Annotated in this window: 9 protein-coding genes; 3 read left to right on the top strand and 6 right to left on the bottom strand. The window is 69.3% G+C overall.

The genetic code is table 11. The features are described from left to right. Positions 1–9 precede the first annotated feature (9 nt). The 5 genes from ligA to KW843_RS09820 all read right to left on the bottom strand — a co-directional run bounded on the left by ligA (position 10) and on the right by KW843_RS09820 (position 10,813). Entirely contained in the window at positions 10–2,097 is a 2,088-nt protein-coding gene (ligA, locus tag KW843_RS09840; RefSeq protein ID WP_218294948.1) for an NAD-dependent DNA ligase LigA, read from the bottom strand. Then, positions 2,090–2,557: a GNAT family N-acetyltransferase gene (locus tag KW843_RS09835; protein ID WP_218294947.1), complete on the bottom strand. Its 468-nt coding sequence runs from the start codon at positions 2,555–2,557 to the stop codon at positions 2,090–2,092. The genes ligA and KW843_RS09835 overlap by 8 nt, the downstream gene beginning before the upstream one ends. 8 nt (positions 2,558–2,565) lie before the next feature. Continuing rightward, a complete protein-coding gene (locus KW843_RS09830; protein ID WP_218294946.1) occupies positions 2,566–3,687 on the bottom strand; it encodes a cell division protein FtsZ in 1,122 nt (373 codons plus the stop codon). Positions 3,688–3,844: 157 nt separating this feature from the next. After that, positions 3,845–7,369, bottom strand: coding sequence for a chromosome segregation protein SMC (gene smc, locus KW843_RS09825; protein WP_218294945.1), 3,525 nt, complete (start codon positions 7,367–7,369; stop codon positions 3,845–3,847). 288 nt (positions 7,370–7,657) lie between these two features. Continuing rightward, on the bottom strand, positions 7,658–10,813 hold the full coding sequence (locus KW843_RS09820; protein WP_218294944.1) for an EAL domain-containing protein: 3,156 nt from the start codon (positions 10,811–10,813) through the stop codon (positions 7,658–7,660). A gap of 18 nt (positions 10,814–10,831) precedes the next feature. On the opposite strand from KW843_RS09820, the gene KW843_RS09815 reads away from it, so the two are divergent. Then, the gene (locus KW843_RS09815; protein ID WP_218294943.1) at positions 10,832–11,035 is read left to right on the top strand and encodes a hypothetical protein; all 204 of its coding nucleotides are present in this window, start codon (positions 10,832–10,834) and stop codon (positions 11,033–11,035) included. Between the two features lie 27 nt (positions 11,036–11,062). On the opposite strand, the gene KW843_RS09810 is transcribed toward KW843_RS09815, so the two are convergent. Further along, on the bottom strand, positions 11,063–12,547 hold the full coding sequence (locus KW843_RS09810; protein ID WP_218294942.1) for a short-chain fatty acyl-CoA regulator family protein: 1,485 nt from the start codon (positions 12,545–12,547) through the stop codon (positions 11,063–11,065). Positions 12,548–12,670: 123 nt separating this feature from the next. On the opposite strand from KW843_RS09810, the gene KW843_RS09805 reads away from it, so the two are divergent. Beyond that, positions 12,671–13,075 (top strand): acyl-CoA thioesterase, encoded by a 405-nt coding sequence (locus KW843_RS09805; protein ID WP_218294941.1) that lies wholly within the window; start codon positions 12,671–12,673, stop codon positions 13,073–13,075. After that, entirely contained in the window at positions 13,072–14,244 is a 1,173-nt protein-coding gene (gene prpC / locus KW843_RS09800) for a 2-methylcitrate synthase (RefSeq protein ID WP_218294940.1), read from the top strand. The genes KW843_RS09805 and prpC overlap by 4 nt, the downstream gene beginning before the upstream one ends. Positions 14,245–14,270 lie beyond the last annotated feature (26 nt).

Raw genomic sequence — 14,270 nt, 5'->3', positions numbered from 1 at the left:
GAGAGCGCCTCAGGCGCCCGGACCCGACAGCAGCGCCAGCATGCCCGCTTCGTCCAGCACCGGCACGCCCAGCTCCTGGGCCTTGGCCAGCTTGCTGCCGGCTTCATCGCCCGCCACCACATAGCTGGTCTTCTTGCTGACCGAACCGGCCACCTTGGCGCCAGCGGCTTCCAGCATGTCCTTGGCCGCGTCGCGGCTCAAGGTCGGCAGGGTGCCGGTCAGCACCACGGTCTTGCCGGCAAGGATCTGCGGGGCGCGTTCGGCCACCGGGCCCTCGGGCCAGGTCACGCCGCAGGCGCGCAGCTGCTCGACCACCTCGCGGTTGTGCGGCTGCTGGAAGAACGTGTGCAGGCTCTGCGCCACCACCGGGCCCACATCGTTCACCTCCAGCAACTGCTCCACGCTGGCGTCCATGATGGCGTCCAGCGTGCCAAAGTGCCGCGCCAGGTCCTTGGCCGTGGCCTCGCCCACGTGGCGCAGGCCCAGGCCGAACAGAAAACGCGGCAAGGTGGTCTGCTTGGATTTTTCGAGCGCGGCCAGCACGTTCTGGGCCGACTTCTCGGCCATGCGCTCCAGCGCGATGAGGGAGGTGAGGCCCAGGCGGTACAGGTCAGGCAGCGTGCGGATCACATTGGTGTCCACCAGCTGGTCCACCAGCTTGTCGCCCAGCCCCTCGATGTCCATGGCGCGGCGCGCGGCGAAGTGCAGGATGGCCTCCTTGCGCTGCGCGGCGCAGAACAGGCCGCCCGTGCAGCGGTGGTTGGCCTCGCCCTTTTCGCGCACCACGGCGCTGCCGCAGACGGGGCAGGCCTTGGGCATCTTGAAGTTGGGCACATAGCCGGTCCGATTGCCCGGCATCACGCCCACGACTTCGGGAATCACATCGCCCGCGCGGCGCACGATGACGGTGTCGCCCACCCGAACGCCCTTCTTGCGGATCTCGAACAGGTTGTGCAGCGTGGCGTTGGTGACGGTGACGCCTCCCACGAACACGGGCGCGAGGCGCGCGACGGGCGTGATCTTGCCGGTGCGGCCCACCTGCACGTCGATGCCTTCGATCTTGGTGGCCATCTCCTGCGCCGGGTACTTGTGCGCCACGGCCCAGCGCGGCTCGCGCGTCTTGAAGCCCAGGTCGCGCTGCAGCTGCAGCGAGTTGACCTTGTAGACCACGCCATCGATGTCGTAGGGCAGCGCATCGCGGCTGCCGCCCACCTGCTGGTGAAATGCTACCAATTCCGCAGCACCCGCCGCAATCTGCACCTGCGCCGCCACCGGAAAACCCCATGACTTCAGGGTCTGCAGCATCTCGTAGTGCGTGCGGAACACCGGCCCTCCCTCGCCGGGCGGCGTGACGGCGCCCAGGCCATACGCAAAAAAGCTCAAAGGGCGCTGGGCGGTGATGTTCGAGTCCAGCTGGCGCACCGCGCCGGCTGCGGCGTTGCGCGGGTTCACGAAGGTCTTGCCGCCCTGCTCCCGCTGCCGCTCGTTGAGCGCATCGAAATCAGCGCGGCGCATGTAGACCTCGCCGCGCACTTCGAGCAGCGGGGGCACGCCCTCGGGCAAGGTCAGGGGTATCTGGCGAATGGTCCGGATGTTGTGCGTCACGTCCTCGCCCACCTCGCCGTCGCCCCGCGTGGCGGCCTGCGCGAGGCGGCCGTTTTCATAGCGCAGGCTCATGGCCAGGCCATCGAACTTGGGCTCGGCCACGTATTCGATGGCGGGGTCCGATTCCGCCAGGCCCAGCTCGCGCCGCACGCGCGCATCGAACGCCTGCGCGCCGGTGGCCTCGGTGTCGGTTTCGGTGTGGATGCTGAGCATGGGCACCGCGTGGCGCACGGGTGTGAGGCCTTCCATCACCGCCCCGATCACGCGCTGCGTGGGCGAGTCGGACGTGATGAGGTCGGGGTGCGCCGTCTCCAGGGCCTGCAGTTCCCGGAACACGCGGTCGTACTCGGCATCGGGCACGGTGGGCTCGTCCAGCACGTAGTACTGGTGCGCCCAGCGGTGGAGTTGCTCGCGCAGCGCTTTGATTTTGATAGCTGCCTGCGCTTGGCTGGTCTGCGCTGCGGCCGAAAAAAGTTCTGATTGTTCAGTCATGGTGGCCCAAGCTGGGATTCCTTTTGACAAACCCCAGTTCCCTGCCGCCCGCGAAGCCCACGGATTCATAGAGCCGGTGGGCCTGCGCGCGCTGCGCGCCCGACAGCAGGAAAACCTTGCAGCAGTTCAGGGCCCAGGCCGCGTCCAGGGCGAACTCCAGCGCTGCCCGGGCCAGCCCCTGGCGCCGGAAGCGCCCGCCCGTGATGACATGCTCGACGACGCCGATGGGCATCCCGGCGCTGGCGAAATTGGGCACGAGCGCCAGCATGCAGGTCGCACCGACCTCGCCATGCCGCAGCGCCACCACCAGCCGCGCGCTGGGGGACCGCAACACGGCGCGAAAGCTGTCCAGCGATGCATCGTCGCCCAGCACAGGGTCCTGGGGCCGCAGTTCGCGGTACAGCGCCCTGACGGCGCCGTGATCGGCCTCGTGCGCCAGCCGGACCAGCGTTGCGCTCATGCGGCGGCCTAGCTGAACAGCCGGCGCGCCAGCACCGACCCCGCCGACAGGTCGCGCCCGTCGAGCTGGTCGTACAGCAGCTCCAGGTCCGAGGCGATCGGGTCCATGGCCATGGCAGGCAGCGGCTGGCCGTTCTGGTCACAGAGCACGCCGTCCATGGCCTCGCACAGCGCGGCGGCGGCCTCGCGCAGGCGCGCAAAGGGTTGTTCGGTTCGGTGGACCTGCGCCACGTCCAGGCTCAGGGTGATGTCGCGGATGGCGGACTGGTCCGGGTCTTCGGCCAGTGCCGCCTGCGTGTCGTAGCCGAGCGTGAGCAATGGCGGCAGGCCTTGCGCGCCGGCCGGCAGCACCAGGCGCCCGGGCATGGCGCCCGGCACGAAGCCCACGCGCGCGGCGTTCTGCTGCACGTAGCCGGGGCTCCAGGCGGCCTGGCGCGCGCGCAGCATGAAGGCCAGTTGCGCGTCGTGGTCGCTGGCGAACTGGTCCAGCTCGCGGGCGCGGGCCACTTCCTGCAGCATGTCGGGAAAATCGGGGGCGGCATTGATGGCGTCCGCAAACGCCTGGGCCTTGACGACGAATTCCGAGAACTCGATCTCGTTGAGCGCGCCCATGCGGTTGGCAAGCTGCACGCCCGCCTGGAAGCTCTGGTAGCGCTGGCCGGGCGCCGGCGTCTCCCACTGCTGGGTGGCTTCGTTCAGGCCTTCGATCGCAAACGGCTTGCTGCCGGCCCGGCGCGTGGGAGGCAGCGCCGCCAGCGCGGCATCGCCGGACACGGACACCTCCGGCTGCAGCGGTGCGATCACGTCGATGAGCGGGTCCAGCCCGGGGCGGCGCTCCAGCGAGAACGGCGGCACGGGCATCTGCAGGGCCTCGCTGGCATCCACCGTGTGCTCGGAAGGCTCGGGCCCGCGGTCCAGGCCGTGAAAGTCCCCGGGGGGCAGGTCGGCGGCCGCGCCCGCCTCGAAACCTGGCTCCTGGCGCAGCGCGGGCTCGGCCGCGCGCTCGCGTTCCGGCTCTGGCGGCAAGGCGCGCTTGGGCGCGTTGCGGCGCGAGGTCCAGGTGTTGTAGGCCACGATGAGGGCCAGCACCAGGCCGCCGATGATGGCCAGACTCAGTTGCAATGTGCTCATAAAAGAAATTCTCGGCTAACGGCTATCCGCTGCATGGCGCAAGGGCCGCCGCGGTGAAAATGCGCGCGGCCTGTGCGCGAGACGCCGAGCAAGGGCCGCCCCGCAGCAAGGGCGTCGTCCCCCTGGGGGGAAGGTGCGAAGCGCCTCAGGGGGGTGCTCATATTTCCGCCATGGAGAGGGCCGATTCCATATCGACAGCCACGATGCGCGACACGCCCTGCTCCTGCATGGTCACGCCGATCAGCTGTTCGGCCATTTCCATCGCGATCTTGTTGTGGCTGATGAACAGGAACTGCGTGCCCTTGCTCATGCTGGACACCAGCTTGGCGTAACGCTCGGTGTTGGCGTCGTCCAGCGGCGCGTCCACCTCGTCCAGCAGGCAGAACGGCGCCGGGTTGAGCTGGAAGATGGCGAACACCAGCGCGATGGCCGTGAGAGCCTTCTCGCCGCCCGACAGCAGGTGGATGGTCTGGTTCTTCTTGCCGGGCGGCTGCGCCATCACCTGCACGCCGGAATCGAGGATTTCGTCGCCGGTGATGATGAGCTTGGCCTGGCCGCCGCCGAACAGCTCGGGGAACATGCGGCCAAAGTGCGCGTTCACGGTGTCGAAGGTGCCCGAGAGCAGCTGGCGTGTTTCACCGTCGATCTTGCGGATCGCGTCTTCCAGCGTGTTCATGGCCTCGGTCAGGTCGGCCGTCTGCGCATCGAGGAAGACCTTGCGCTCGCTGGCGAGCTTGAGTTCGTCCAGCGCGGCGAGGTTCACAGCGCCCAGGGCGGCGATCTCGCGGTGCAGGCGGTCGATTTCGCTTTGCAGACCGCCCACGCGCACGTTGCCGTCGGTGATCGACTGGGCCACGGCCTCGAGGTCGGCCTGCGCGTCGGCCAGCAAGGTGGTGTACTGCTCCAGGCCCAGGCGCGCCGCCTGTTCCTTGAGCTGGAATTCGGTGATGCGGGCGCGCAGCGGGTCGAGCGCGCGTTCGAGCTGCATGCGGCGCTCGTCGCTGGCGCGCAGCTTGGTGGTGAGGTCGTCGTATTCGCTGCGCTGGGCGCCGAGCGCTTTTTCGCGCTCCATCTTCACCTCCAGGGCGGCCTGCAGGCCACCTTGCGCGGCGGCGTCGGACAGGCGGGCCAGCTCATCGCGCGCGCGCTGCTGCTCGTCGGCCAGGGCCGTGGCCTGCTGCGTGGCGGTTTCGATGGAACGGTTGAGTTCGGCGCGGCGCGCCTCCAGGCTGCGCTGCGAGAACGTGGCCTCTTGTGCCTGGCGCTCCAGCGTGCGCTGCTGTTCGCGGCAGGCGGTGAGCTTGCGCTCGGCCTCGATCACGCGGTCGCCCAGCTGGGCCTCGCGCTCCTGGCTGTCGGCCAGCTGCATGTCGAGTTCTTCAAAGCGCGCCTCGGCGGCCACGCGGCGTTCCTGCAGGTCGGCCAGCTGGGCCTCCACCTCGGCCAGGTCGCCGTCGATTTGCTGGCTGCGCGCGCGGGTCTGTTCGGCCAGCTGGGTCAGGCGCAGGGTCTCGACCTGCAGCTCGTGGGCGCGGCTTTGTGTTTCGGTGGCTTCGCGGCGCGCGGCCACGAGGCGCTGCGAAGCATCGGCGTACGCGGCCTCGGCCCGCACCAGGGCCGTGCGCGATTCTTCGGCGATGAGCGCTTGCGCGCGCAGCTCTTTTTCGAGGTGCTCGATCTCCTGCGCGCGGGCCAGCATGCCGGACTGCTCGGAATCCTGCGCGTAAAAGCTCACGCTGTGGGCGCTGACCGCATGGCCGGTAGGAACAAACACCACCTCCCCGGGTTGCAGCGTGCCGCGGCGGGCCAGGGCGTCGTCCAGCGTGGGCGCGGTGTAGCAGCCTTGCAGCCAGTCCGTGAGCACGGCACGCAGGCCGGCATCGTTCAGGCGCAGCAGGTCCGACAGGCGGGCGTGGGGTGACGAGGTTTCGGGGTGGCCCGCGGCGGGAGCGCTGTAGAAGGCCAGGCGCGCGGGCGGCGCGTCGGTGCCGCCCGAGCCCAGGAAGCCACGCACCATGTCCAGGCGCCCCACTTCCAGCGCAGCCAGGCGCTCGCGCAGCGCGGCTTCCAGCGCGTTTTCCCAGCCGGGCTCGATGTGGATGCGGCTCCACAGGCCTTGCAGGCCGTCGAGCCCGTGTTTGGCCAGCCAGGGGCGCAGCTTGCCGTCGGTCTTGACCTTTTCCTGCAGCGCCTTGAGCGCTTCCATGCGCGCCGACAGGTCGGCCTGGCGCGCGCTTTCGGTGTTCACGGCCTGCTGGCGGGTGCGGCGGTCGTCGTCCAGCTGGGGCACGGACTCCTGCAGCTCGTGCAGGCGGGCTGCCGTGGTCTCGGCGATCTCTTGCGCCTCTTCGAGCTGCTCGCGCAGGTTCGTCAGGCGGGCTTCATCGGGCGCGGCCAGCGCATTGCGGTCGGTGCGCAGGCGTTCGAAGCGGCTGTCGAGCTGGCGGCTTTGCTCGTCGATGCTGCGCTGCTCGGCGGCCAGCACGCCAATCTGCTGCTGCACCTGCACCACGCTGCTGCGCTGCTCGGCCGTGCGGCTTTGCGCCTGTCGCAGGGCTTCTTCCAGGTCGGGCAGCTGCATGGCCTGCTCTTCGACCTGGGCGGCCAGCAGTTCGGCGCGTTCTTCGGCGTCCACACCGGCACCGGCCAGGTTTTCGAGCTCGATATCGGCCTCTTCCTTGCGGGTCTGCCACTGGGCGATCTGCTCTGCCAGCGTGACCAGGCGCTGCTCCACGCGCTGGCGCCCTTCGATCACGTAGCGGATCTCGGCTTCGAGCTTGCCGACCTCGGCCGTGGCCTCGTACAGCCGGCCCTGGGCCTGGTTCACCTGGTCGCCCGCCGCGTAGTGGGCCTGGCGGATGGTTTCGAGGTCGGACTCGACGGCGCGCAGGTCGGCCATGCGGGATTCGAGGTCGTTGACGGCTTGGAGGCCGTCCAGGCGCACCTTGTTCTGCTGCTCTTCGGCCTCGGCGCGCTTCAAAAACCACTGCTGGTGCTGCTTGAGCGTGGCGTCGGCCTGCAGGGTGTTGTATTTGGCGGCCACCTCGGCCTGCTTTTCGAGCTTTTCGAGGTTGGCGTTCAGCTCGCGCAGGATGTCCTCCACCCGCGTGAGGTTCTCGCGCGTGTCCGACAGGCGGTTTTCCGTCTCGCGGCGGCGCTCCTTGTACTTGGAGACGCCAGCGGCTTCTTCGAGGAACAGGCGCAGTTCCTCCGGGCGCGACTCGATGATGCGGCTGATGGTGCCCTGGCCGATGATGGCGTAGGCGCGCGGCCCCAGGCCTGTGCCCAGGAACACGTCCTGCACGTCGCGGCGGCGCACGGGCTGGTTGTTCAGGTAGTAGCTGCTGGTGCCGTCACGCGTGAGCACGCGCCGCACCGCGACCTCGCCGTACTGGCCCCACTGGCCGCCCGCGCGGTGGTCGGAGTTGTCGAACACCAGCTCCACGCTGGCGCGGCTGGCCTGCTTGCGGGTGGTGGTGCCGCTGAAGATCACGTCCTGCATGGACTCGCCACGCAGCTCGCTGGCCTTGCTCTCGCCCAGCACCCAGCGCACCGCGTCCATGATGTTGGACTTGCCGCAGCCGTTCGGGCCCACCACACCGACCAGTTGCCCGGGCAGCATGAAATTGGTGGGTTCAGCGAACGACTTGAAACCGGAAAGCTTGATCGAGGTAAGACGCACGGGTCAGGGAACGGGCAAAAAGAGGATGAAGGCGGGGATGCAAAAGTGGCGCCAGGCGGACGTTCCGGGCCGGAACACGCAGGCCGCAGCAAGGGCGGAATGATACCGCGCCGCCTGCAGCCCCCCGGCCCCCGGCTGACGGGCAGGGGCACACGGCCGGGGTGCAGCGCAAACATTTGGCAAAAACCAGCTATTGCGCTTATCCCGACTTGATTTCATGCTATCGATTTTGACAGATCCTGTACCGACAGGGTGGCGGGCGGGCTGGTGCGGGCCGGTGTGCCAGGGCTACGCGTGCTGCGCGCCCGTCCCATTCGTTTTGCGCACCAGCGCCTCGAACTCGGCCACCGGCACGGGCGGGCTGAACAGGTAGCCCTGCCAGGCGTGGCAGTGGTGGCGCTCCAGAAACTCGCGCTGGGCCTCGGTTTCCACCCCTTCGGCGATCACGCGCAGGCCCAGGCTGGTGCCCAGCGCCACCACGGTGCGGGCGATGGCGGCGTCGTTGGGGTCGGTGAGCACGTCGCGCACGAAACTCTGGTCGATCTTGAGCTGGTCCAGCGGCAGGCGCTTGAGGTAGGCCAGCGACGAGTACCCCGTGCCAAAGTCGTCCAGCGAGAAGCCCACGCCGTAGCCCTTGAGCTGGCCCATCTTCTCGATGGTGTCTTCCACGTCGTCCAGCAGCAGGCCCTCGGTCATCTCCAGCTTGAGCTGGTGCCCCTGGGCGCCCGAGCTGGCCAGCGCGGCCAGGACTTGGGCCACGAAATCGCCCTGGTGGAACTGGCGCGGGCTCACGTTCACCGCCAGGCTCAGCACGGCCAGCTCGGGCTGCGCGGCCCAGCGGGCCAGGCACCCGCAGGCCACCTGCAGCACCCATTCGCCCAGCGGGAGGATCAAGCCTGTCTCCTCCGCCAGCGGGATGAAATGCGCGGGGGAGACAAAACCGTCGCGTGGATGGCGCCAGCGCAGCAGCGCCTCGGCACCGGTGATGCGGCCCCGGTCGATCTGCGGCTGGTAGTACAGCTCGAACTGGCCCTGTGCCAGGCCAATGCGCATGTCGCGCTCCAGCGCGGCCCGTGCGCTCACGGCGGCCTGCATCTGGGGGTCGTAGAAGCGCAGCGTGTCGCGGCCGGCGTTCTTGGCCTGGTAGAGCGCCAGGTCGGCGCGCTTGAGCAGTTCGTCCACGGTCTCGCGCATGCCGCTGAAGATGGTGACGCCCATGCTCAGCGAGCTGTGGTGCGCGGTGCCGTTGAGCATGTAGGGCTCGCGCAGGGTGGCCAGGATGCGCTGGCCCACCTCTTCGCTGCGGGCCGCGGCCTCCTCGGGGTTGTCGCCCAGGTCTTCCAGCACCACGACGAATTCGTCGCCTCCCTGGCGGGCAACAGTGTCGTCCTCGTGCACGCAGCCGCGCAGGCGGTGCGCCACCTGCAGCAGCAGGTGGTCGCCGCTGTCATGGCCCCGGGTTTCATTGAGTGTCTTGAAGTTGTCCAGGTCGAGCAGCAGCAAGGCGCCGCTGCGCCCGTGGCGGGCACTGGTGGCCAGCGCCTGCTGCAGCCGGTCCATGAGCAGGCGGCGGTTGGGCAGGCGCGTGAGCGGGTCGTAGTAGGCCAGGTGGTTGATCTCCTCCTCGGCCGCCTTGCGCTGGCTCAGGTCCTGCATGGTGACCAGGTGCCCGCCTTCCACCTGCACCCCCGAGACTTCGACGGGGCGCAGCTGCCCGTCATGGCAGCGGATGAGGTACTCGGCGCCGGGGATCACGCCGTCGCCGGCCTGGGCGCTCTGCGCCGCCTCGCGCCAGCCCTGGCGCACGGTTTCGCGCTCCTCGCGCTCCGGGAACGCGCGCTCCCACCAGGTGTCCACGTCGGGCACCTCGGCCTCGGTGTACCCGCAGATCTGCACATAGCGCTGGTTGCGAAAGCTGATGCGCCCGTCGGGCTGCACCAGGCACAGGCCCATGGGCAGGCGCTCCAGAATGCCCCGCAGCCGGTGTTCGTTGGTGCGCAGGGTGTCCTCCATGCGCTTGCGCGAGGTGATGTCCTGCACCACGGCGATGTGGTGGTCGGGCGTGGCCCCGGGCACCCACATCGGCGACACGGTGAGGTCGACCCACACCGAATGGCCGCGCTTGTGGATGTAGCGCTTTTCCAGCCGGTATTCGGGCACCTCCCCTGACTTGAGGCGCTCCAGGTGCTGCGCGTCCGTCTCCAGGTCGTCGGGGTGCGTGATGGCCCGGATGTTGAGCTCCTGCATCTCCTCGGGGCTGTAGCCCACGATGTCGCCATAGCGCTGGTTGGCGCGCAGGAACCGGCCGGTGGAGGTGTCCAGCAGCGCGACCCCCACGCTGGCCTGGTTGAACAGGGCGCGAAAACGCTCCTCGCTCTCGTGGCGGGCCTCGTCCGACGCCTGCGCGCGCACCAGCGCCATGGTGCGCTGGCGCACCAGCAGCCCGACCGTGGAAGCCAGCAGGAGGGACACCAGGATGCCCCCCAGCCCCGCCAGGACCGGCAGCCGCGCCTCGGACGGCGAGAGGAACGAGCGCGCGGGATGGAAGGTCAGGCGCCAGCGCCGGTCGTGCACGAGCAGGTCGCGCACAAACGGCTGCGCATCGGGCAGCGCCGCCGACGACTGCGCCAGCAGGGGCCGGACGGTGGTGTCGGTGGAGCCCGCGCGCACCGAGCCATGGTCCTCCATCGACACGGCAATGCCGTTGAGCAGGCCCTGGCTCCCCAGCGCCTGCACCAGGTCGAACACCCGGATGGTGGACGCCACCGCGCCCAGGAAGCGCGGCTCCGGCGTGCCCGCCGTGTAGTCGAACACCGGCACGCGGATCACGAAGCCCGCGCGGTGCTTGTCCTCCTGCAGCAGGTCGAACGGGGCCGAGGCCACCGTGTGGCCGCTGTCCCGGCTGTACTGCATGGCGGCCAGGTTGGTGGGCTGGGCGCTGATGTCCAGGCCCAGCACGCTTTCATTGCCCGCCATGGGCCACAGGTACTCGGCCACGAAATACTCGGCCCGCTCGCCCGGTGGCCGGATGGCGAAGTCGGGGTAGCCGTGGGTGGACAGCGAGGTGTCGGCGCGCACCCGGGCTTCATAGGCGGCTCGCTCGGCGCCCGGCACCCAGCGGGTGAACGACAGGTTGCGCACGCCGGGATACCGCTGGCCCACTTCCAGGTCGCTCGCCGCGCGCTCGAACTCCGCGCGGGTCAGGTGCGGATTGGCCGTGAACAGGCCGCGCAGGCCGTTGACGACTTCGGTATGCCCCTCGATCCGCTGGCTCAGCGCGTCGGCGAACGCGCGGGCCTCCTGCATGAACCGGGTCTGCCCGGCCTGGGCCACCGAGTCGGCCTGCTGCCAGGCCAGCCACAGGCTGACCGCCACGCCCAGCACGGCCACGCCCAGCCCGGCCAGCCAGTGCCGATAGCGACCGTCTGGCGTCAAGGAAGCCATGGCAGGAAACGGGTGGGCATGCAGAATCAGAACAGCGTCTGGGCCGTGGTGGTGGGTGGTGTTGCGGTGGGTCGTTGGCCGCGCCAGGGCCCGGCCGCAAGGCGCAGGATAGCGGCAATCCGCAGCCCTTTGGAGCAACCTGCGGCAGAACAACTGGTTACCAATGAGTTATTTGGTGGAAAGTGCCGTCAGCGCAACACCCTCATGCGCCAGCAGCTATGAATTGATGAGCACATTTCATAACCTGCGTCAGGACGCCGGCCCCGTGCGGCTGTCGGCCACGGGGTACGGCGCGAACCGGCTCCAGTTCTCGTTCACGTCCAGCGCCCGGCCAATGGGAGGAAACGCGCGCTGCGGGCAGGCGTCGCGCTCGCACACCTTGCAGCCCATGCCGATGGGCACGCCCCCGTGCGGGTTCGCGAGATCCAGCCCCTGCGAATACACCAGCTGCGGCGCGTGGCGGACATCGCAGCCCAGCGCCACCGAGAACTCCTTGCCCGGCGCCCCCCAGCCGCCGCCGCCGCGCGAGACCGTGCGCGCCACCCACAGGTAGGCGCGGCCGTCGGGCATGCGCGCCAGCTGGGGCACGATGCGCCCGGGCTGGGCAAACGCCTCGTACACGTTCCACAGCGGGCAGGTGCCGCCGATCTTGCTGAAGTGAAAGTGCGTCGCCGACTGGCGCTTGGAGATGTTGCCCGCCCGGTCCACCCGCACGAAGAAGAACGGCACCCCGCGCGCGCTAGGCCGCTGCAGGGTGGACAAGCGGTGGCACACCGTCTCGAACCCCACGCCGAACTGGTGGCCCAGCCGGTCCAGGTCGTAGCGCACGGCTTCGGCCGCGCGCAGGAAGGCCGTGTACGGCAGCACCAGGGCCCCCGCAAAGTAGTTCGCCAGGCCGATGCGCGCCAGCGCCCGGGCCTGGTCGCCGGACAGTCCCGCGCCGTCGGCGATGCGCCGCAGCAGCGGCCCCTGCTCCAGGAACGCCAGCTGCGTCGCCATCTGGAAGGCGCGCTGGCCCGGCTCCAGCCCCGCGGCGAGCTTCAGCACCCGCGTCCCGGGCTCGAAGACGCGCTGCGCGTTGCCCGGCAGCGCATCCGTCGCGCTGCCCACCCGCACGCCATGGGCGGCCAGCAGCCGCTCCGCCAGGCCCTCGTCCGAGCGCCCGGGCTGCAGCGACCAATCGGCGGCGCACTGCTCCGCCGCGTCGTCCAGCTCGGCAATATGGTTCTGCCGGGCAAAGAAAAAGTCGCGCACTTCTTCGTATGCCATGGGGGGATGGCCTTGCAGCGGCGGCATGCCGCGCTCGTCGCCCAGGCCCCACTGCGCATTGAGCGCGCCCAGGGCTTCCAGCCGCTCCAGGGCCTGCCGGTGGCGCTGGTGCAATGCCAGCAAGGTGCGGGCCACGGCGGGCATCCCGGCGGCCAGCTCCCGGATTTCGGCCAGCGAGACGGCATCGCCCGCCCCCTCCCCGCCCAGGCCCGCGGGGAGGTCGGCCAGCACCTCGCGCAGGCCCGTGATGAGGCGCGCCTCGTCGTCGTCCGAAAAGCGCTGCACATCCACGCCGAACACCGCGTTAATCTTGAGCAGCACCGACACCGTGAGGGGCCGCTGGTTCTGCTCCAGCTGGTTGAGGTAGCTGGCCGACAGGTCCAGCGCGCGTGCCAGCGCAACCTGCGTCATGCCGCGTTCTTCGCGCAGGCGGCGCAGGCGCACGCCCATGAAGGTTTTTCTCATCGCAAGGTCCAGGGGTCAAGAAGATAAATATTTGCAATATTTGCAAATCATCCAGAAATACTTCGCAATCATTCGCCGATTCAGGGGTGGTGCCGCGAATCCCAGATGCGTACATTGCGAATCATGCACCAAGCGACCCACCCGCACCAGCCCCCCGGCACCCAGGCGTTCACCGAAATGGTGTTCCCCGGACGCACCAACCACTACGGCACCCTGTTTGGCGGCCAGGCGCTGCTGCTCATGGGCCAGGCCGCTTTCGTCACGGCCAGCCGGCATGCGCGCAGCGCCGTGGTGATGGCGCGCTGCGGCGGCGTGGACTTTCTGGCGCCCGTGCCCCAGGGGCAGGCGCTGGAACTCCATGCCCGCGTGGTGCGCACCGGCGCCAGCTCGATGACCGTGCAGGTCGAAGGCGCGGCACATGACCTGGCCTCGGGGCGGCACCTGCCCGCCCTGTGCGGCACGTTTGAAATGGTGGCCGTGGACGCCACGGGCCGCCCCACCCCTTTTTCCCCGATGGAGACACCATGAGCGATACCGCAACCCCGAGCACCAGCGCACCCGCGGGCTTCAGGCCCAAGAAATCCGTCGCCCTGTCGGGCGTGACCGCCGGCAACACGGCGCTGTGCACCGTGGGCCGCACGGGCAACGACCTGCACTACCGTGGCTACGACATCCTGGACATCGCCGATGTCTGCGAGTTCGAGGAGATCGCCCACCTGCTGGTGCACGGCAAGCTGCCCACCGCCGCCGAACTGCGCGGCTACAAGGCACGCCTGAAAGCGCTGCGCGGCCTGCCGGCCAATGTGAAGGAGGCGCTGGAGCAGCTGCCCGCCAGCAGCCACCCCATGGACGTGATGCGCACAGGCGTGTCGGCCCTGGGCTGCGTGCTGCCCGAGAAGGACGGGCACCACACGCCCGGCGCGCGCGACATCGCCGACCGGCTGATGGCATCGCTCGGCTCGATGCTGCTGTACTGGTACCACTGGTCCACCCAGGGCAAGCGCATCGAGGTGGAGACGGAAGACGACTCCATCGGCGCGCACTTCCTGCACCTGCTGCACGGCCAAAAGCCGCCCGCCGCGTGGGAGCGCGCCATGCACACCTCGCTGAACCTGTACGCGGAGCACGAGTTCAACGCTTCCACCTTCACCGCGCGCGTGGTGGCCGGCACCGGCAGCGACATGTACTCGTGCGTCACCGGCGCCATCGGCGCGCTGCGCGGGCCCAAGCACGGCGGCGCCAACGAGGTGGCCTTCGAGATCCAGAAGCGCTACGACAACGCCGACGAGGCCGAGTCCGACATCCGCCGCCGGGTGGAGGCCAAGGAGGTGGTGATCGGTTTCGGCCACCCGGTCTACACCGTGAGCGACCCGCGCAACGAGGTCATCAAGCGCGTGGCGCGCCAGCTCTCCGAGGAGGCCGGCAGCACCAAGATGTTCGACATCGCCGAGCGGCTGGAGTCGGTGATGTGGGAGGCCAAGAAGATGTTCCCCAACCTCGACTGGTTCAGCGCCGTGAGCTACCACATGATGGGCGTGCCCACCGCGATGTTCACGCCGCTGTTCGTCATCGCGCGCACCAGCGGCTGGGCGGCGCACATCATCGAGCAGCGCATCGACAACAAGATCATCCGCCCGAGCGCGCACTACACCGGCCCGGACGACCTGCAGTTCGTGCCCATCCAGGACCGCAAGTAAATTCGCCCCCCAGCGGCGACGGACGG

It is taken from the genome of Acidovorax sp. sif1233, from assembly GCF_019218755.1.
In the GTDB taxonomy this organism is placed as follows: Bacteria; Pseudomonadota; Gammaproteobacteria; order Burkholderiales; family Burkholderiaceae_C; genus Acidovorax.
The sequence above is the reverse complement of the archived record's forward strand: the minus strand, read 5'-3'. Positions and strand labels throughout refer to the sequence as shown.

Bases quoted from the DNA above. Each gene is read 5' to 3' on its own strand.
- ligA (WP_218294948.1), bottom strand. From the start codon at position 2,097: ATGACTGAACAATCAGAACTTTTTTCGGCCGCAGCGCAGACCAGCCAA.
- KW843_RS09835 (WP_218294947.1), bottom strand. From the start codon at position 2,557: ATGAGCGCAACGCTGGTCCGGCTGGCGCACGAGGCCGATCACGGCGCC.
- KW843_RS09830 (WP_218294946.1), bottom strand. From the start codon at position 3,687: ATGAGCACATTGCAACTGAGTCTGGCCATCATCGGCGGCCTGGTGCTG.
- KW843_RS09820 (WP_218294944.1), bottom strand. From the start codon at position 10,813: ATGGCTTCCTTGACGCCAGACGGTCGCTATCGGCACTGGCTGGCCGGG.
- KW843_RS09815 (WP_218294943.1), top strand. From the start codon at position 10,832: ATGCAGAATCAGAACAGCGTCTGGGCCGTGGTGGTGGGTGGTGTTGCG.
- KW843_RS09810 (WP_218294942.1), bottom strand. From the start codon at position 12,547: ATGAGAAAAACCTTCATGGGCGTGCGCCTGCGCCGCCTGCGCGAAGAA.
- KW843_RS09805 (WP_218294941.1), top strand. From the start codon at position 12,671: ATGCACCAAGCGACCCACCCGCACCAGCCCCCCGGCACCCAGGCGTTC.
- prpC (WP_218294940.1), top strand. From the start codon at position 13,072: ATGAGCGATACCGCAACCCCGAGCACCAGCGCACCCGCGGGCTTCAGG.